The organism is uncultured Porphyromonas sp. (assembly GCF_938023125.1).
Taxonomy (GTDB): domain Bacteria; phylum Bacteroidota; class Bacteroidia; order Bacteroidales; family Porphyromonadaceae; genus Porphyromonas.
Window position 1 is genome coordinate 64412 of the sequence record NZ_CALHDW010000011.1, and the last position, 19806, is coordinate 84217.

13 protein-coding genes are annotated in these 19806 nt (G+C 48.7%); 4 read left to right on the forward strand and 9 right to left on the reverse strand.

Going from position 1 to position 19806, the window contains the following annotated elements; translation table 11 throughout:
- Positions 1 to 205 precede the first annotated feature (205 nt).
- Both eno and Q0090_RS03225 read right to left on the reverse strand, forming a co-directional pair.
- Positions 206 to 1486, reverse strand: a complete 1281-nt coding sequence (eno, locus tag Q0090_RS03220; protein ID WP_297947394.1) for a phosphopyruvate hydratase — start codon at positions 1484 to 1486, stop codon at positions 206 to 208.
- Positions 1487 to 1762: 276 nt separating this feature from the next.
- On the reverse strand, positions 1763 to 1966 hold the full coding sequence (locus Q0090_RS03225; RefSeq protein WP_297947396.1) for a hypothetical protein: 204 nt from the start codon (positions 1964 to 1966) through the stop codon (positions 1763 to 1765).
- Between the two features lie 313 nt (positions 1967 to 2279).
- On the opposite strand from Q0090_RS03225, the gene Q0090_RS03230 reads away from it, so the two are divergent.
- The 4 genes from Q0090_RS03230 (at position 2280) to Q0090_RS03245 (ending at position 10609) form a co-directional block, all read left to right on the forward strand.
- Complete coding sequence (locus Q0090_RS03230; RefSeq protein ID WP_297947397.1) at positions 2280 to 5069, forward strand: carboxypeptidase-like regulatory domain-containing protein; 2790 nt, start codon at positions 2280 to 2282, stop codon at positions 5067 to 5069.
- Between the two features lie 32 nt (positions 5070 to 5101).
- Positions 5102 to 6337: a DUF4876 domain-containing protein gene (locus tag Q0090_RS03235; protein WP_297947399.1), complete on the forward strand. Its 1236-nt coding sequence runs from the start codon at positions 5102 to 5104 to the stop codon at positions 6335 to 6337.
- A 13-nt stretch (positions 6338 to 6350) separates the two neighbouring features.
- Complete coding sequence (locus Q0090_RS03240; protein ID WP_297947401.1) at positions 6351 to 7958, forward strand: DUF6850 family outer membrane beta-barrel protein; 1608 nt, start codon at positions 6351 to 6353, stop codon at positions 7956 to 7958.
- 89 nt (positions 7959 to 8047) lie between these two features.
- The gene (locus Q0090_RS03245) at positions 8048 to 10609 is read left to right on the forward strand and encodes a leucine-rich repeat protein (RefSeq protein ID WP_297947403.1); all 2562 of its coding nucleotides are present in this window, start codon (positions 8048 to 8050) and stop codon (positions 10607 to 10609) included.
- A 481-nt stretch (positions 10610 to 11090) separates the two neighbouring features.
- Here Q0090_RS03245 and Q0090_RS03250 read toward each other — a convergent pair whose 3' ends face one another.
- From Q0090_RS03250 to Q0090_RS03280, 7 genes are all read right to left on the reverse strand, one after another.
- Positions 11091 to 11267 (reverse strand): hypothetical protein, encoded by a 177-nt coding sequence (locus Q0090_RS03250; protein WP_297947405.1) that lies wholly within the window; start codon positions 11265 to 11267, stop codon positions 11091 to 11093.
- Positions 11268 to 11598: 331 nt separating this feature from the next.
- Positions 11599 to 14466, reverse strand: a complete 2868-nt coding sequence (gene uvrA / locus Q0090_RS03255; protein ID WP_297947406.1) for an excinuclease ABC subunit UvrA — start codon at positions 14464 to 14466, stop codon at positions 11599 to 11601.
- 302 nt (positions 14467 to 14768) lie between these two features.
- Positions 14769 to 15473, reverse strand: coding sequence for a phosphatase PAP2 family protein (locus tag Q0090_RS03260; protein WP_297947408.1), 705 nt, complete (start codon positions 15471 to 15473; stop codon positions 14769 to 14771).
- A gap of 16 nt (positions 15474 to 15489) precedes the next feature.
- Positions 15490 to 16281, reverse strand: coding sequence for a tetratricopeptide repeat protein (locus Q0090_RS03265; protein WP_297947410.1), 792 nt, complete (start codon positions 16279 to 16281; stop codon positions 15490 to 15492).
- Complete coding sequence (locus Q0090_RS03270) at positions 16278 to 18080, reverse strand: BatD family protein (RefSeq protein ID WP_297947411.1); 1803 nt, start codon at positions 18078 to 18080, stop codon at positions 16278 to 16280. Before Q0090_RS03270 ends, Q0090_RS03265 begins: the two co-directional genes overlap by 4 nt.
- A complete protein-coding gene (locus tag Q0090_RS03275) occupies positions 18074 to 18775 on the reverse strand; it encodes a tetratricopeptide repeat protein (RefSeq protein WP_297947413.1) in 702 nt (233 codons plus the stop codon). Before Q0090_RS03275 ends, Q0090_RS03270 begins: the two co-directional genes overlap by 7 nt.
- A complete protein-coding gene (locus Q0090_RS03280; RefSeq protein ID WP_297947415.1) occupies positions 18772 to 19788 on the reverse strand; it encodes a VWA domain-containing protein in 1017 nt (338 codons plus the stop codon). The genes Q0090_RS03275 and Q0090_RS03280 overlap by 4 nt, the downstream gene beginning before the upstream one ends.
- Positions 19789 to 19806 lie beyond the last annotated feature (18 nt).

Genomic DNA, 19806 nt, shown 5'->3' on the forward strand with positions numbered 1-19806 from the left:
GATCGACTGCAAAGTTACGATGATAATTCCATTGGAGAAATACCTCTAAACAAGTATTTCCGAAGTCCTTACTCCATCTTTATACCCAAAAAGCACTAGCCTCTGCAATATCGCAGGACTAGTGCTTTAGGATGTAGAGGCTTCTGCCTCTTGTTTGTATGCTCTTCGGTAGAAGGGGGGATCCCCTCTACTTTAGGCGGAACGTTTAGCGGATGCGCTTGTAGCCATATACGGCACGCTCTCCGAGTTCCTCCTCAATGCGGAGGAGTTGGTTGTACTTAGCAATACGGTCGGTACGGCTGAGTGAACCGGTCTTGATCTGCCCGGAGTTGGTGGCAACGGCAATGTCCGCAATGGTAGTATCTTCCGTTTCTCCCGAGCGGTGAGACGTTACCGAGGTATAACCGTGGCGGTGAGCCATGTCGATAGCATCGAGAGTTTCGGTGAGGGTACCAATCTGATTTACTTTGATTAGGATCGAATTGGCGCAGCCTTCTGCGATACCCTTGCGTAGGAAGTCTACGTTGGTCACAAAGAGGTCGTCGCCCACGAGTTGGCACTTAGAGCCAATAGCCTCTGTAAGTTTACGCCAGCCTTCCCAGTCGTTTTCTGCCATACCATCTTCGATGGAGTCGATGGGGAATTGCTCGGTAAGACTCTTGAGGTAGGCCACTTGCTCCTCCGGAGTGCGTTTAGCGCCATTGGCTCCTTCGAACTTGGTGTAGTCATATACACCCTCCTTGAAGAACTCGCTCGAAGCGCAGTCTAGGGCAATGGTAACATCCTTTCCCGGTTCATAACCTGCGGTGCGGATAGCCTCGAGAATGCTATTGAGAGCATCTTCTGTACCATTGAGAGCGGGTGCAAAACCACCTTCGTCTCCTACGGCTGTACTAAGACCACGAGCCTTGAGTACTTTTTTGAGGGCATGGAACACTTCGGCACCCATGCGAAGCCCTTCTCTGAAGCAGCAAGCGCCTACGGGGCGAATCATGAACTCTTGGAAGGCAATAGGGGCATCGCTATGAGACCCTCCGTTGATGATATTCATCATAGGAACGGGCAATACATAGGTATTGGTGCCACCGATATAGCGGTAGAGAGGGATGTCTAGCTCAGCAGCAGCAGCCTTGGCTACAGCGAGAGATACTCCGAGCATGGCATTCGCTCCGAGGTTCGACTTGGTGGGGGTACCATCCAATTCGATGAGCTTTTGGTCAATGGTGCGTTGCTCGAGAGCCGACATGCCAAAGAGGGCAGGGGCAATGATTTCGTTTACATTCTGTACTGCCTTTAGTACTCCTTTGCCGCAATAGCGATTCTTGTCGCCATCGCGCAATTCAATGGCTTCGTGTTCACCCGTAGAGGCTCCGCTAGGAACGGCAGCACGACCGACGAATCCACTATCGAGTACTACTTCTACTTCTACAGTAGGATTGCCGCGAGAATCCAATATCTCACGACCCGTAATCTTTACAATCTCCATTTTGGTTTACGATACTTCTTATATTCCTTATTTTCTTGCTACAAAGGTAGCTAAAATACTACTATCTAAGTGATTTTGTTTTTCGGGGGAGGCTAGATCGGCTCCCTAGTGGGCGGGTGGGCAAAAAACGCTTACCCCATGGCTTTTTTATTCTAGTTCTAGGGCTCGAAGGTAACCTTCGGAGACGATGGGGCTCCCGGTCTCGGACGGAACCTTTTGGGCGTTTACCAAAGAAGGAAGAGGGGAGAGCCCCCTTTTAGAGGAGCTGTAGCCCTCTTATTTTTTGAAGTTGCGCCGTGTAAAGTAGAGCACAAACAGCAAATTGAGGATGAGTAGCCCTGCTCCCATAAAAACGTATTGGGTCATATCGCCCGACACTTTGGTTAGCAATATGATGGCTGCTACCACAATGAGTACCGCTAGAGCCAGTACAACCCAAGTGACTAGGTTACGTGCTTTCTTTCTTTGAGTTCCTCCCATTTCTAACTAGAGTTTACTTGTTTATCTGTGAACAAAGATACAAGAGAGTAAACACTCTGCCAACAAACCTCGCAAGAATTGTGATTCAAAGTTCGAATAAACCTTGTTTGATTGCTTAGGATTAAAAAGGGGATATACCCTTTTCTTTTAGCATTTTAGGAAAGATGTACTAAGGGTAAGATACCAAGAAGTGGGAAGATAAGTCAGGGGATAAATACCTATAACTGGGGGTCTAAAACTCTCTTTTTATTTTGTTGTTGAAAGTAATTTTGCAGCGAATATTCCAACATATTATCCGTTAGTACAGATAGATTTGTTTATACCGTTTATACCCTTGCGTATCAGTCGTATCATATATCTCTTCCTTCTCTCTCTCGGTTCTATTTTGCTCCTTAGGGCGCAAGAGGGAGAGACGTTTGTTTTGCACGTAAAAGTAATTGATGCAAGCAGTAGAGAAAGTATTCCGGAGGCTTCTGTCGGATTTCGGTATGATCAGCGTCTATTGGGAGCTACTGCCAACAAAGAAGGCGTAGCACACCTTAAAGGCATACCTCGGGGGAGTACTGGTCTCCTGCAGGTACGTTATGTTGGTTATAAGGAGTATAGGCAAAAAATAGAGATAGGGCGTGAGATGCAAATTACTGTGGCACTACAGCCTGCAACCGAGTTAGGAGAGGTTGTGGTTACGGCGCGCGAGTCCTTTAAGCCTACCACAGCCGGAATTATCGGTCGTCAATCGATTAATTTGTTACAACCTTCTACCTTTTCAGATCTTCTGGCTTTGCTTCCCGGAGGGATGACGTCTTCTCCTCACCTTGCAGAGAGGAATACGATTCGATTGCGAGAGGCAGAGGCTCCGATATCAGGGAACTACCGTACTTCCTCAATAGGCACTGCCTTTGAGATTGATGGTGTCCCTCTTAATACCGATGCTAATATGCAGAGTTATTCCAATAGTGTATGGTCTGCCGACAACCAACGCCGTTCGGGTGGGGTGTTCAATATTGGCTCGGGTGTGGATATGCGCGGAATCTCTACCGATGATATAGAGGAGGTGGAAGTCTTGAGGGGTATCCCTTCCGTAGAGCATGGCAACCTAGTTTCGGGGCTTGTTCGTATTCGGCGTAAAATGAAAGCAACTCCGCCAAAAGCGCGCATCAAAGCGGACCCGAAGAGCAAACTCATATACCTGGGGTCGGGTTTTCAATGGCGAGAACAAAGAAGTGTACTTAATCTATCGGCGGATTATCTCGATAGCAAGATTTCTCCAATCAATAGTTTTGAGAACTTTCGTCGTCTCACCTTGTCGGCCCGTTACGTTCATAAGTTAGAGTCTCCCAATTACCAAGGGTCTTGGATGCAAAGCCTAGACTATGGAGGTACTTTTGACAATGAAAAGGTAGACCCTGAGCAGCAAAAAAATGAGCAAGACAAGTTCTTTAGCAGTAATAACCGTTTTGCTCTCTCCGGGGAACTTAGTCTTAAAGCTAGGCAGTCTACGCGCTTAATCAATCAGATTGATGTGCACTACAATCTCGCCGCCCAACGAGATGAGGTTCGAGAGCAACGCTATGTTTCTACGGTGCGCATTAACCCTCTTACTACCGTGCCGGAGGGAGAGAGTGATGCTTTTTTTGCCCCCAATAGTTACTTGGCTAGTGTCGAAGTAGAGGGGCGTCCTGTAACGGCTTTTCTAAAGTCGGTACTTCGCTTTGCTTCCTGGAGGGGTAATCAAGTGTCCGTGGGGACTGAATACTCATTCTCAAAAAACTATGGGAGAGGTTCTGTTTACGATGTAACTCGGCCAATTGATCTAGGGCTCCCTACACGTTTGCGTCCTTTTTCCTTAGTCCCTTCCGAGCATAAGATGGCTCTGTTTGTAGAGGATAAGGGGCGGTGGAGCTTGGGAGAGCGTTCCTCGTTGGAGGCTGTGGTAGGGGGGCGTTTGCAGATGATGTCTGCACCGAGGGCTTATGCCGTAGCATGGAAGCCTTACCTCGATCCGCGGATCAATGTGCGTTATGAACAAAAACTTTTCTCTTCGGAGCGCCCTCTCATTATGGGGCTAAATGTAGGCTTAGGTCAGCTATCGATGCTCCCTTCCTCTGCTTACCTTTATCCTGCTCCCGACTACTACGACATTGTCGAACTCAACTATTACGCCGCAGAAGAGAAGTTTCGGAGGATACATTTCCGCACCTATCCCCTAGATCCTGCCAACTACGCTTTAGAGGCTCCTCGTAACCTGAAAATGGAACTCCGTTTAGATGCCTCTTATGCCGGTTATCTTCTCTCTGTTACTGCTTTTAGAGAGGATATGCGCAATGGCTACCGCCAAATGGCTCGGATTGCCTCCTTTGAATACAATAAGTACGATGCAGGGGGGATAAACCCGAATACCCTAACTGCTCCTCCCGACCTAGGGGCTCTCCCGGTTACTCGCGATACCACCCTTTCTCTCTACGGCGTTACAACCAATGGTAGCCGCACTCTCAAGAGAGGGATAGAATGGCAGATTTCAACTCCTCGCATTCCCTTACTATCCACTCGCTTTACCTGTAATGGGGCTTGGTTTGTTACCCGTTATGAAAATAGTATCCCCTATCTGGATAGACCTGATGTTGTATTTAATGGGGGGGAGTTGCCTGTGATTGGAGTGTACAAAAATGATACTGGTTATACTAGTTCTAGTCTTGCCTCAAGCATTATGATGGATACCTACATTCCAACCCTTGACCTCCTCTTTGCAACCACCTTTGAGGCTATCTTCTTTAGTAAGAGGTTAATTCAGCCACAGGCACGTATCCCTATTAAGTACATTGATAAGGAGGGCGTGGAACACCCATTTACCGAGATGTCTTTGAGCGATCCCCTACTAAAGCAACTTGTACGGCCAGGGAGCAAAGAGCCTACACTTATGCATACTCCGTTCGCAGGGTTTGTTAACTTCAAAGCTACGAAGCAATTTTTTTCTCGTAGGCTTGGGATTGCCCTTTTTGTTCATCGTCTTATTTCAATAGAACCGCTTTACGAGAGATCGGGCCGTACTATACGGCGCTCTTCCACTCCCTATTTTGGCATGGAACTTAACATACAACTATAGTTGAAAATAACAGCTTAAACAGATAAATCAAAATGAAAAAAACAATTCTTTTTTCTCTACTAACTCTCTGCTTATTTGCCATCAGTGCTTGTCAGCAAGAGGGGCCAAAAAATCAATCGAAGGTAACTTTATCCCCTTCTCTCAAAGATTTTAAGGAGGCTTACCAGCTCGTTGAGCTTACTGTTACTTTCAAAGAAGTAAATAGCGGTAAGAGCTATGAAGCAAAACAACAAAATGGGAAAGTGATGATTGAGCTCCCTTTTGGCCTCTATAATATCAATGCCATGGGGACTATTACCTACTCTGTGGATGGCAAAGAAAAGCGCGCTTCTGTGGTCGCTACTCGTACCAATGAGACCATCAATACTCCCGAGAGTAATATTACGCTAGATCTGTTGTTTTCGGAGCAACCGGATCTCGGAGAGGGTGATATACGCTCACTTGTCATCGCTGAGATCTTCCCCTCCGGCACTCTTACCCCAAGTGGAGATAAATATATTGGCGATCAATACTTCCGTATCTACAACAATTCTGATAAAGTCGTCTATGCCGATAGCCTCCTTATCCTAGAGTCTTCATTCAATACGATACTTGTGCAAGATATAGAGCCAAAACTCACAGAGACTTGCTTCCCCGTGCAAGCTGTGTACATGATTCCCGGTAATGGTAAGGATGTTCCCGTTCAGCCGGGAGGTTATCTTACGATTTGCGACCAAGCAGCCAACCACAAGAATATCAATAAGAACTCAATAGACCTTAGTAAGGCGGATTTTGAGTGGTATGATGAGACTCCTGCAAACTCAAGGGTTAAGGACGTGGATAACCCTGCCAAGAATCTAGAGAAAATTTATTGCTACACGCGTACTATCTGGAGCCTGCACGATCGTGGTGGCTCTTCTTACGCTATTGCAAAGATGAAGACAACTAAGGAGGACTATCTTGCTAACTACAAGGCAAAGTATATTTGGAAGTTCCAAATGCCCGATGGTACTATCAAGAATATAGATAAAGAGACCTATTTTGTTCCCACTGATTGGGTGATCGATGGGGTAAATTTGAGTATCCTCTCCCTTGATAAATGGCTTGTGATGCCTACCTCTTTAGATCGAGGATTTACTTATATCTCTACAATAGATCGTGACCCACAGCGCTACGGGAAGAGTGTGTTGCGCAAAACCGGAGCCATGAAAAATGGTATTCAACAGCTAGTCGACACCAATAATTCAACAGAGGACTTTGCCCCGCAAAGTAAGGCAACTCTTCTCTAAGGGATTCTGAGTAATGACTATGTTGGAGAAGTTGCGTACGGCACTTATTTTACTGCTTTTGCCTCCTATTGTGGGGGTTGAATGGTCTGCGGTAGGGGCGGAGATAAGTCTCTTTCGCTCCCCTCAAGACTCCCTGCAGAGGGCTATTGAGGAGCACCATTGGGCATACCAGAATCTGATTGCTCCCCACTATGAGGCGCCTTCTCTTTTGGCTTTGCAGTACGCAACTTCTCTTTCTAGTGTCGAGACCCTTTTTTCCTCTCGCCGTGGTGCCGGTATCTCTCCCCTTGCGGAAGGAGCGTCTCGCTCCCAATTTCAGATTAACTGTACCTCGTTGTTTCATCTCGATTCCCTCTCTTCTGTATGGGGGCGTGCTACCTATATCTCCGCCTCGAGCCAAAATGTACAAGGACGTGAGACAGCACACTATCCTCTTACGGCTCCTTATACCTCTATTGATACGATCGGAGGGTTCCTCGATGGTGAGTGTTACACCTTCAGCGGAGGCTATAGTCATGCCTTTCCCACTCGCTGGAGATGGGGTGTTGAGGGAGGCTATGAAGCCTATCAGGAGAGTAGAGATCGGGATCCTCGTGTCCTGAACACCTCAGGAGATCTTACGATCAAAACGGGGCTCTCGTATAAGTTCCCTTCATACTACTTGGGACTTTCTCTGTCGGGGCGCATCTATAAGCAGGTGCATCAGATGAGCTTTATGAACCCTTTAGGAGCTCAGTTCGTTTTTAATCTTTTGGGGTTTGATGAATATTCTCTTCGCTTCTTGGGTAATGCAGAGGCTAAGGCCTTTAATGCTTATGGCTATGGGGTTGAGGGGGATCTGCTGCCGGTTGAGAAAAAACAGGGTCAGCAATTTTTTGCTACCGCTAAGTATCATTACCTGGGGATGGAGTTTACGCTCAAAAATCGTAATGAATTGCGTTTGTCATACCTCCATCAGCATCGACTGAATTTGACAGTAAGTTATCTATCAACAACCCCTTTGGGTGTGTGGGCATTGAGTAATAGATTTGACTTGGAGAGGAGGTTCGGCGATGAATCTGTATACGGAATGCAGGAGGGGATTTCCTATCCTTTACTCTCTGTGGAGAGCAAAAACTACCGTAGTCTCTACCTGAGAGACGACTTAGAGGGCGTTTTTTCTTTCCAGTCTAGGAGGGCTCTTTGGGAGTTGCTTCCCTCAGTTCGTTTCGAACTCTTTCAGCAAGAGCGAAAGTCTTCCGGGGCTTTGGAGCAATATTCACACCTTACCCCCGGGGTTTCTCTTCGCTGTCGGCATGCAATAGACCGGCAGCTCCGTTTTGCTCTTCGTGCCCAGGTCGGTTTAGAGCATCGCTTTAGTCTTCGGGATGTCCTTCTCTTCGGGCCTCTTCCTGTAGATGAGTTTTACCATCCTTTTACGAAGAAGTTGCGTTCATTGGCAGAGATGAATCACAAAATACAAGTGATGAATCAGACACACATCAAGACCTCTCTAGGAGGGGAATATCTGCTGCCTTCTCGGCAGGCGTCTCTCTATGCTCAAACAAGTGCTGCCCTATGCTCCGTTAGCAGCAGGGTAACACTTTACAAACTACAGGTCTCTTTGGGTCTTCTATTTTAGCAGAGAAATAAAAATGTATAGAGTAGAGATTCTGTCTATTCTAGTACGTAAGTTAAGTACGTTAAACATAATTCAATCAACAAACAAGTATGCGCAAGAAATTATTTACGTTGCTGTTGAGTTTTATCGCCCTTGCCACATCATTTTCTGTGGCAAAAGCTCAGACTCAACAATCAATCAGTTTAGGAGATTTTTCCTCGACGACAGTACACTTCCAGGGGAGTATAGGGCAGAAAGCTCCTTTCGATTTCGATTATCAGTATAGTCGCTCACAGCAGCTCTATACAGCAGAAGATCTCGTAGGGCTTGAAGGCAAGGAGATTACAGAAATCCACTTCCGAGTTTATAATCAAGAAGGGACTTCTTTTGAGCCTGATTACTCTATTAAGATGCGTCTCTACCTCTCTAACATAGAGGATACTGAGTTTAAGAAGAAGAGTGGAGAGAAGAACTATCCTTGGAAATCTATTGATACCGATGCCGATTTGTGTGCAACAGCAACCTTCAATATTGATTTCGATGAAAAACAAGAACAGGATTTTGAACTTCATGTAAAGCTTGACAAACCTTTCCTCTACACCGGGAAAAGCATTCTGATGACTGTTGAGGGGGAGGCAAATATGCCCCTAGCAGCAATGGGACAGACTTATACCGATTTTTATTGCTATCCCAAGAATGTAAAGGGGAAGCCTATTCGTACGCTCTACAGAGCGACCGATAACGGGAGAATACTAGAAGAAGGTTGGGGCGAGTACTCCGATGGCTCCGGTCTGAAGCAGAGAGCCGTACTCAAGATTTTCTATAGAGCGAAAGGCGAGGATCCTAGTGTGGAGCCACTGGATCCCATTAATCCTGTTGTAACCCTGACGGCCCCGGGCAACCTTAGTGAGCAACTCAAGGGAATTGCTGAGCCTCATAAGTGCCAGACTTTGACGATCAAGGGCCAAATGAATGCGGCTGATGTCGAATTCGTCTCTCTACGCATGGGTGGCTTGACCAAGCTGGATATGAAGGAGGCTTCTATCGAAGGGAATGCCCTTCCTAGAATCGCATTCTCGAAACATCCCAATCTAGAAGAGGTAATCCTCCCTATGAGTCTAACCCTTATCGGGGAGTCTTCTTTGAGTGATATGCCTAAGTTGACCCGTGTGGTAATGGGCGATAATGTAACTGAAATTGGGATGAATGCTTTTGCTTTGAGTAGGGCTTTGTCCGATGTGGTATGGAGTACTAAACTAGAGACTATCCGCTCTGATGCCTTCCTCGAGTGTAAGGGACTCCAGAGAGCAGATCTCCCCGCTAGCGTCACAACGATAGAGCAAAATGCTTTTTCTAAGAGTGGCTTGGTGTACTTCAAGACTCCGGAACTTCTTGAGAAAATCGAACGTATGTGTTTCTACTCTTGCAGCGAACTCAAAGAGGTATACCTCACAGAAAAAGTCAATAGCATTAACTTCAAATCTTTTGGAGAGTGTACGGCTCTTACCAAAGTGACTTCGATGAATACGACTCCGCCTACTGTCTATCGTAATGCATTTGATAAGGTGGCGCTGGCAACAGTCATCCTATACGTCCCCACGCAAGATCTTGTGGCTACTTACAAGGAAGCGGCTGTGTGGAAGACGTTTGGGAGCGTCGTTCCGTTAGTCTCTCCCGACGTATTCCACAAACTTTCGTATAAGAATGAATACGAGGGAGGTACCCTTAAGGTCTACAATGGCGAGGAACTCCTACCGACTGAAGCTAGCGTGAAGGAGAATGCCTCGGTGCGCCTCGTGGCAGAAGCGAAAGAGGCTTACCTCCTCAAGGGATGGCTTATTAATGGGCGAGAAATCGAAGCTACGGGATCGGAGTTTACCTACGAAGTAAAGGCGCCTACCACCGTAGAGGCTATTTTTGCAGAGGCCTACAAGCGTTATAAGGTTGCCTTCCAAGCTAATAACCCCGAGTATGGTAAAGTAACGGCTACTATCGGCGGAGTGGAAATCGAACCAGAAAGCCTGCAAAAGGCCGATCAGGCAGTTGTCTTTACAGCTCATCCCGAAAAGAACTACCACCTCAAGCACTGGATCGTAAATGGGGCAACGACTCCCAAGCAGGGCGAGGCTACCCTAGAAATTGTGCTTAATAGACAGACTCTTGTGGAAGCAGTTTTCGAGCGTGACGAGATATACTATCAGTTGAGCATCTCTCTTGCCGATAATAATGGGGGTGTATCAGCCACTATAAATCATGGGACTATCCCTTTGAATTCCAAAGTGAAGGAAGGTTCTGTGGTAGAGATCTTGGCAGAACCCGAGGATGGCTACGTATTTGCTTTCTGGACCATCAATGGCAAAGTGGCAGAGGATACAAGCAATCCGATCTCAATTACCATGGACCGAGACTATCGCATCGAAGCATCTTTCAAGGAGGAGACTGCTCTCAATCAAGTCGCATCTACCGGTAGCCTCAATTGTAAAGTTGTGAACGGAATGCTCCGTGTAGTCTATCCCGTAGAAGGAGCTATGGCTATTGTCTACAATCCCGGAGGCTCTGTACTCGCTAAACGTGTAGTGCGAGATGGCGAAGTATACTTCTCTCTTGCAGAGGGCGTTTACCTTGTACAGATAGAAGGCACTCAAGAGGTTGTCAAGGTGCTCATTCGCTGAGCTTAGAGTATCATCCCTCCCTCCTGGGGGAAGGAATGGATATGCAAGGGTGTTCCCAATTTGTTTTGGGGCACCCTCTTTCTTTTTCTCAAGGCGAAGATGGGGAATTTCTTGTCTGTTGGAGCCGGATGGATGGGGGTAAATTGCACCCCTGATGACGGACTTGTTAATTCGTTGTCCTTGAGTTGGTTATAAGTTCTCCTCTCTTGCTGAGATTTTCTTCCGCACGAAAGATTCCGAGTGGTTGCGAGATGGCTCGGTATCTTTTGCTTGCTGTGTCGTGTGGGCATTCACCCCGTATCAGATCCACAAGCACGTACTTAGACAAATGCGGGAGGAATGGTAGGTTTGTGCATTTACCAGTAGAGGAATAGGGTGAGTATAATTTATCACTCTTCAGAATAAAGAACCACCCGAAACAGCTTGGCTTGTTTTGGGTGGTTCAATAGTTTGTTGCTTACTATTTAGCTCGATTAGAAGCTCATCTCTTTTTTAAAAATGTCCCTATAACAAGCAGGGCATAAACAACCATTCCACCTACGGTGATCCCAAAGAGGAGAGTATCCTTATTAAAGGAAAGATGGAGCGAAATTAAAAAGTACATCAAAAACAATACAGCCCTTACACTTTCCAAGAGAAGCGGTTCTCTCTTCTTCATATTGGATAGAAATCGTTGAAATAGATTCATGGCAAAGTCGTCTCCCAATATTTGAAACTATAAGCGGCAACAGAAAGACTCGAGTAAATTAACTCTTTCTGTACCAATTCGCTACTTTCGATTTTTTCTTCTGGCAGTTTAAGCGAGTTGTCTTTAGAGCAAGAAGAACTCATAACAAACAACATTGTACAAAGGGTGACAACACATGAAAAACAGATTCTTTTCATAATACCATACTACTAATTTGGTACTAAATCATATCGGGAAATACACTATTAAATTCCCTTGTGCCAAAGGTATAAAATCATATTGAAATACAAGGGGCGCATCTCTACTGCAGGAGAGGGGTAAGGAAGGGTGAGGTCTTGCCCTCGGGGTAACGGGCTACCATCTCTTCGGGGGTGCCGGCAAAGAGCAGCCTGCCGCCCCCTCGACCGCCCTCGGACCCCATCTCGATGAGATGGTCCGCACTCTTGATTACATCCAAGTCATGCTCAATAATCAGCACGGTATTCCCTTTGTCCACAAGTTGATTCACGAGAGATAGCAGTACCCTAATATCCTCAAAGTGTAGCCCCGTAGTGGGTTCGTCTAGGATGTACAACGTATTGCCGGTATCCTTTTTGGTGAGTTCCTCGGATAGCTTTACACGCTGACTTTCGCCCCCCGAAAGGGTGGTGGAGGGCTGCCCTAGCTTGATGTACCCTAGCCCCACCTTGCGCATAACCTCCAGACGGCGGTGCAATTGGGGAATATTCTCAAAGAATTCGGCGGCTTGGTTTATGGTCATCTCCAGCACATCGGCAATGGTTTTGCCCCTATAGCGTACCTCCAGTGTTTCTCGAGTATAACGCTTGCCATGGCACACTTCGCAGGGGATAGTCACGTTGGGTAAGAAGTTCATTTCGAGGGTACGATAGCCATTCCCTTTGCAGGCTTCGCACCTCCCTCCGGCTACATTGAAGGAGAATCTCCCCGGTTTGTAGCCGCGAGCTTTGCTCTCCGGTAGGGCTACAAATATCTTGCGAATCTCGGTAAATAGCCCCGTATAAGTAGCCGGGTTGCTACGAGGGGTGCGCCCAAGAGGGGATTGATCTACTACTACCAGTTTGTCGATATTCTTCACCCCTTCGATAGATTGATAGGGGAGGGGTTCGCGTTTGGAGTGGTAGAGTTGCCTCGAAAGTAGGGGTACGAGGGTACTATTGATGAGCGAACTCTTGCCGCTACCCGATACTCCTGTGACACAAATGAAGGTACCAAGGGGGATTTGCACCGTTACATTCTTCAGATTATTGCCCGTTGCCCCTTGTAGGGTGATGCTCTTCCCATTCCCTTTCCGCCGCGTGGAGGGCACCTCAATTCGCTTTATTCCATTCAGATAGTCAGCCGTGAAGGAGTGGGCATGGGGTAGTTGTTGGGGCACTCCCGAGAATACGACGTTGCCTCCCAGGCGTCCTGCTCCGGGGCCCATATCGATTAAGTAATCGGCAGCCAGCATCATCTCTCGGTCGTGCTCCACTACCACTACGGTATTCTCTCCGTCCCGCAGTTTTTTGAGGGAGGTTATGAGCCGCTGATTGTCGCTGGGGTGCAGTCCGATGCCCGGCTCGTCTAGGAGGTAGAGAACCTCCACCAGTCCGGTACCAATTTGGGTGGCTAGTCGGATGCGCTGGCTCTCTCCGCCCGAGAGGGAGGAGGCAGAACGCCCTAAGCTCAGGTAGTATAACCCCACATCGAGGAGGAAGCGAATGCGTACCTCTATCTCCTTTAGGATCTCATGCCCTACGGGCTGTAATTTTTCGGGAATCGCTTGGTGGATTTGGGGCAAGAGGTCGAGCAGCTCGTTGAGGTCGAGGTTGGATAGCTCGTGTATGGGCCACTTGCCAATGCGGTAATGCTGAGCAATGGTATTGAGCCTCTTGCCGTGGCACAGGGGGCAGGGGGCTGTTACGAGGAATTGCTCCGCCCATCGGCGAGTCAGTTCGGTAGCTTCGTCACGGTTGGCTTCCATGATGATAGCATCAATTACGCCCTCAAATCGGTCGCTCTTGCCGCCTCTCTCTTCGTGCGACTCGCCGTAGAGTAGCGTATCCATTACCTCCTCGGGGATCTCTCCCACAGGGCTGTTGAGGTCGAGTTCGTACGGTTCTAAGATGCGTTTGAGTGCTTCGCTATAGTATTTAACGGCTGCCGGTGTGAGGGGTTTTATCCCCCCTTTGAGGATACTCAGCTTAGGATCGGGCACTAACTTGCTGTTATCTACGCTACTTACATGCCCTAGCCCTCGGCAGGTAGGGCAGCAACCTTGGGGGGAGTTGAAGGAGAACGTGGCAGGGCTTACCTCGGGATAGGCGATACCACTCTCCGTATCCATCAGTTTGGTGGAGAGGTGTCGCAGTTGCTCGTCCCCTCTTTGGCGAATGTCGAGCATGCCATCACCCTGCCTTAGGGCAAGTGAAACGGCTTGGGTTAGTCTCTCTCGGGCCTCCTCTTTTACCACGAATTTATCAATGAGTACAGCAATGTAGTGCTTGCTGTAGCGGTCAAGTTTTAACCCGGGATAAAGCTCAATCAGTTCGCCATCGGCATAGACATGTACGAAGCCTTTTTTGCGAAGATCTTCGAACAACTCTCGGTAATGCCCCTTGCGATCTTTCACTACGGGGGCAAGAATCTCTACCGCTTTACCGGAAAAATCTTGCATCACAAAGTCGATGAGCTCGGCTTCGCTGTACTTCTGCATGGGCTTCTCTGTGATGTAGCTATAAGGAGTGGCCACTCGGGCGTAGAGAAGACGGAGAAAATCGTAGATCTCGGTAACAGTGCCCACTGTGGAGCGAGGGTTATTGGAGGCCGTCTTTTGCTCAATGGAGACTACGGGACTGAGCCCATCGATACTCTCCACCTCGGGGCGGCTAGAGGAGCCAATAAAGCTACGTGCATAGGCCGAAAAGGTATCGATATATCGGCGTTGCCCCTCGGCAAGAAGTACGTCAAATACAAGAGAACTTTTACCACTACCACTCAGCCCCGTGACAACAGAAAGCTTGTGACGGGGTATGTCTACATCTATGTCTTTTAGGTTGTGTACACGTGCTCCTCGTATGCGGATAGCTCCGGCTTCAAATACGTCGTCTTGCGGTTGAGCGGTCTCCGATGGGGAGGCCGAGGGGCTTGGGAGGGTCTGATTCTTCATCTCTTGCGTTTAGCTTTCCCACAAAGATACTCAAAAAAGCCTGCTTGATTTCCAATCCGAAACCAGCTGAAAAGAGGAGGCATTTTCAGCTGATTTTGGGTGAGACTTTTGGGTGGAAAATGTTTTGATTTTAGGCAGGAAGTTTTTTGTTTTAGCCCTAGAGTTTTCGAGTGGTAGCCCTCGTCGGCAGAATTCACCTCCTCGTGAGGGGTTTTGCTCTCGTGAGGGGCTTCTTTAGAAGAGGACAGAAATAGGGAGCTCCCACGAGGGGAGAGTGCTCGAGGTGGGCTTGGGGGAGAAGATTAGTAGTAGTGGGTTTGTTGCAGGATCTTGACTACCTCTTGGGCGAAGAAGAGCAGGAAAAAGAGGTATCCTACCAGTACCCCTCGCCAAATAGGCAGGGTTGCCCGAAAGGCTTCGTGGGGAGCGCGTGGGTGAGGCCGCGGCATCCACTTAGCACGTACCCAGCGGTACAACAAAAAGAAAATCCATCCATTAAGCAACCCAATAAGGCTACCCGGCACTACATCCGTGATAAAGTGCATCCCCAAATAAATGCGACTATAGACTACAATTACCGCGAGGGAAAAGACAATAATAGAGTACCAACGATCGCGAAAGGCGAGAGCGGTGAATAGCGCAATAGCCATAAAATTGGCAGCATGCCCCGAGACAAATCCAAATCCGCCGCCTAGGTTCTCATATGCATTCAGCACCAAATCCTTTGTATAGGGGTGATGGGTAGGGCGCAATCGGGCGCAGAGCGGTTTGATTAAACTAGAGGTCTCTTGATCTGTAAAGGCGATCATTAGCGCTACAATGCCGATGAAAAAGAGAGCCTCTTTGGCAGGGCGTTTGTAGAATAGCCAAGCAATGAGGGCAACGATTACTGCCGTCCAAGTCCATCGAGCCGAGATGAGGTGAAAGAACGCATCTAGGTAGGGGCTGTGGGGACTGTTGAGGGCAAGAAAAAGCTCACGCTCCCAGAGGACCAATTGATCAAGCATAGTAGGCAGTGGAGTTTTAGGGATTTAGAGAGAAGGGATAGATGGCTAGTAGAGCCTTAGAAGAGACCCATCCGAGTGTCCCATCAGGTAGGGTAATGGCTACTTGTCCGTTCTCTTCGGGGAGGTCTTCGAGCTTTATTTTACTTCCCTCGTGCAGTACAAATAGGGTGGTCGTAGCCCCCGAAGGTGCGCTTTTGGCCGCTACTTGCCCCTCTATGACGATAGCTTCGCTTCCATCCCGATAGTTGTGTATAAGGCTTCGGGTCACGAATCCACAAAAAATAAATAGCACCAGACTTGCCAAACTCGTATAGAACGCTACCTGCCGTATCACCTTCTTTCGCATGAAAACGAAGGCTAGGATGGCAACTGCCAAGAGGATAAAAAGGAAGAGTGAGATCACCATCCATGCCGTGGGCGGTAGGGCATAGCAGATAGAGTGCCATACGCTTTGCGAATAGGAGGTGTAGTACTCCAAGCGGTCGGTGGTTTGGCTTGCAGCAATCTGTAGGTTGTGCTGTACGTATTTGTCTCTAGGGGCAAGTCGGAGGGCACGTTCGTAAGAGAGGATAGCCCAACCCAGCTCTCCATTGCGGTAATAGGCATTGCCCAAATTGTAGTATAGGGCGGCGGAGGGAGCCGACTCGGAGGCTAGGAGTAGCTCTCGGTAGCCCGCTATTGCCTGGGTGTATTGCTCTTTGTCGTATAGCGCCTTGAGCTCCGCTTCGTTGGGCATTACGCCGGCGCTGTTTTGGGCGTGGGCAAGCATGGAGACAAATAGGCAGATGAGGAGGAGAAATCTTTTCATCGGATGGTACTTTTAGCGCTTTCTATTGCTTCTATTGCCTCGTGAGCTTTGTGTAGTATTTCTTGCCGTTGTAGTGAGGAGGCGTCGGGTGCAAAGCGGGCAAACTCGGCCTGCGAGAGCGTCTCCATTAGCGAGTTTATGGTCTCTTGGGGGTATTGTGCCGCCTGTAGCTTAGCGGCAATCTGTTGCCGGCTGAGTTGACTTTGATCCAGGAGGAGCTTATCTGCGATGTAGCCTTGTAGTGCTGCCAGGATGGCTTGGTAGAAGTCAGCATCGGACCCCTCGGTCAGCAACGTTTGAGCTTTGGCCAGGTGTTTCTGAGCCACTTTGGCAGCTCCGCGAAGTCTCTTGCCTACCACATCTTTTTCTTTTGCCAAGTGACGGCGGTAGCCCCAAGCAAAGAGTATCGAGAGCAGAGCTATAAAGCAATAGATGGCAAGGTACCACACGTTACCCATAAAGTGGAGTATGCTCCCCGAGTCTCCCTCCTTTAGGTTTTTGAGCCGAGCTATATCGTTACTGAGAAGCTCCACATCGGTATGGCTATTTTGGTCGTACAGTCCCGTGCTTTCTCCCTTTGCCACCTTGAGGGTGATGGGGGCGGTCGCTACGGTTTCGTACTTATTGGTTTGGGGGTCGAAGTAGACAAGTCGGATGGCAGGTAGGGTGAAATCCCCAACATTGCGAGGCACGGCATAGTAATCAATGGTGCGGGTGCCTACCACTCCGTCGGTTGTGGCTTGTAGGTTTGCTTCGCTCTTGGGGTCGAAGGCTTCGAAGCTATCGGGCCATTGTATCGTGGGGGTGGTGATGAGTTTTAGGTTCCCACGCCCTGAGATCGTGAGCCTTATGGTCATCTGTTCGTTGGTCTTGATCTCGTTGCGATCGGGTACCTCTACTTTGATGGAGAAGTGACCCACCGCCCCATCGAAGCCCTCGGGAGCTGGCTTCGGTAGCTCTCGTATGTTGAGGGGGATGGCAGGGCTGAGTATTTTCTTGCGCACCTGACTGATGGAGGAGATGCCGAAGTAGTCGTCTTCGTTGTCTATTTTCTGTTCCACCGCGGCTACGAGATCGAACTCCCCTTGGGGTATGCTGAGCGAACCGCTACGCTGCGGGAAGATGAGCGTTTGGTGCAAGACGGCACTGTAATAGTTCTTGCCGTTGAATTGCTCTAGTGAGAGTTGTACGTTGCGACTGCGCTCGATAGGTTGCTCTATGAAGCCATCGTACTCGGGGAATTTGACGTTCTCGAAGTCGATATTGGCATTGCGTGTATAGAGTTTGTAGGTAACGAGTATCGCCTCTTGCTCGTAAGCCGTAGTCTTAGAGGGAGTAGCACGGATAAACATATCCGTAGCCTTCGATACTTGACTCTGGCTTTTCCCTCCGTTTTTATCGTCGGATAAGATGCGGATATTGAGGGGCTGTGTGTAGTAGGTTTTACCTTTTACCTTGATAGAGGCCTTACCTATACGGACGGTCCCCGTGCGCTCTGCAAGGTAGGTGCCGGTGTAGGTGACACTTATTCTTCCGTTGATGTTGGCTTTGGAGACCGCATTGCTCGGGGGAAAGAGCACCGAAGCCCCTTCTACCTCAGGTGCTGTGAAATCGGTTCCATCTCCGTTTTGGAGGATGAATTGTACACGGATTTTCTCCGATAGCGAGACGGCGCTAGGGGCCTCTACTCGGAAGGTCGTTTGAGCCAAAGTACTCTGTGGTAACCAGCTCAAAAGCACAATGAGCGGGAGCCAAAAGCACAATAGCTTGCTACGTATGGGGCGATGTGGGGTTACCATCTTTTCTTATTCTTGTCTTGGCGTTGCTGTTGCCCCTGCTGGCGTCTTGCCTCGTAGCGTTTCCTGCTCTCGTCTTCGTCTTGCTGGTAGGCGTCGAGGATTTTTTCTGCCGTTTTGGGGTCTATTTTTTCATTCTTCTGCGGCTGTTCGGGTTTTCCCTGCTCCTTGTTTTGTTCTTTTTGGGGCTGAGGCTTTTGCTCCTGCGGTTGGGGTTGAGGTTGATTTTGGGCACCTCCGCCCTTGTTTTTGTCCTCGGGAGGGATCTGCTTGAGAGCTAGAGCAAGGTTGTAGCGCGTCTCATCATCCGTTGGATTAAGGCGCAGAGATTGTTTGAAACTCTCGGCCGCCTCGGCAAATTTCTTCTGCTGGAGCTGGGCGTTGCCCATATTGTGGAAAAGCTGTGCCGCTTGATTCACATCCTCCAGATGCTCCGGCTGGATACGACCATACTCCTCAAGAGCCTCTTTGTACTTGCCCTGTTTGTAGAGAGCATTGCCGAGCGAATAGTGACCAATGGCAAGGGTGCTGTCTTGAGCTAATGCCTTGCGGTAGGCTGTCTCTGCCGTGGCATACTCCTCTTTTTTGAGAGCGCTATGTCCCTTGCGAATGGCCGTGCGGACCTTCTGTTGCCCCTCTGCCGGAAGGGCAAATACTAGTAGGGCAGCTATATAGAAAATAGGGAACAACTTTTTCATGTTCGATCAAAAAGTCTAAGTCTGGCAAGGAGCCTATTTTTGCGCAACTGGATGCACTCCATAGCGACAAGGAGCAGCAATGCCGCAAAAACAAACCATCCGAATAGCTCGTGTTTGGTCTCTGTGGAGGCATTTACTACGGCTTGTGGGAGCTTTTTTAGCTCATCGTATATTTTGGAGGAGAGCGAGGAAACGCTCTTGCCTACGAGCATCCCGCCATCGCCGGCTTGTGCTATCTCTTTGCACATCTCGGGATTACTCTTTGAGAGTACCATCTTTCCTTCTTCGTCCATTAGGTAGCCATTGTCTTGAGGAATGGGGGCTCCCTCTTCGCTACCAACGGCAATGGTATATACCTTTACGCCTTGGCTCTTGGCTTTTTTTGCCGCCTCTAGAGCATCGCCCTCATGGTTTTCGCCATCGGTAAATAGGATGATGGCTTTGCCCACATCGTGGCGGTCTGAGAAGGATCCTAGCGAGAGATCTATGGCAGAAGCAATGGCGGTCCCTTGGTTCGATAGCATGTCGGGATTGGCATCATCGACCATCTTTTTGGCCATAGCCAGGTCGGTAGTGATGGGGAGCTGCATGTAAGCATTGCCGGCAAATACCACGACTCCCACTTTGCTCTCGGCTAGGTAGTCGAGGAGCCGATGGATGGTTAGTTTGGCAAATTGAAGTCTGTTGGGCGAGAGATCCTCCGCTAGCATGGAGTTGGAGATGTCCAGAGCAATCATGGCTTCTATACCTTTAGCTTCTCCCGGATTTTCCTTGCGTTCTTGCAGTTGTGGGCGTGCCAGTGCGGCTACGAGGCAGGCTATGGATAGAAGCATAAGCCCGTTGCGAACAATACGGCGCAGGGTAGATGCCTCGGGCTTGAGGGCTTTGAGTAGGGGTACTTGGGCAAATTGACGCTGAGACCTTCGTCGTGAGCGGTAGCCCCATTGTGCCAGCAAGACAAGAGGAATCAGTATAAAGAGTAAATAGAAATACTCGGGTTGGACAAAGTACATAGCGATACTACTTGGGGC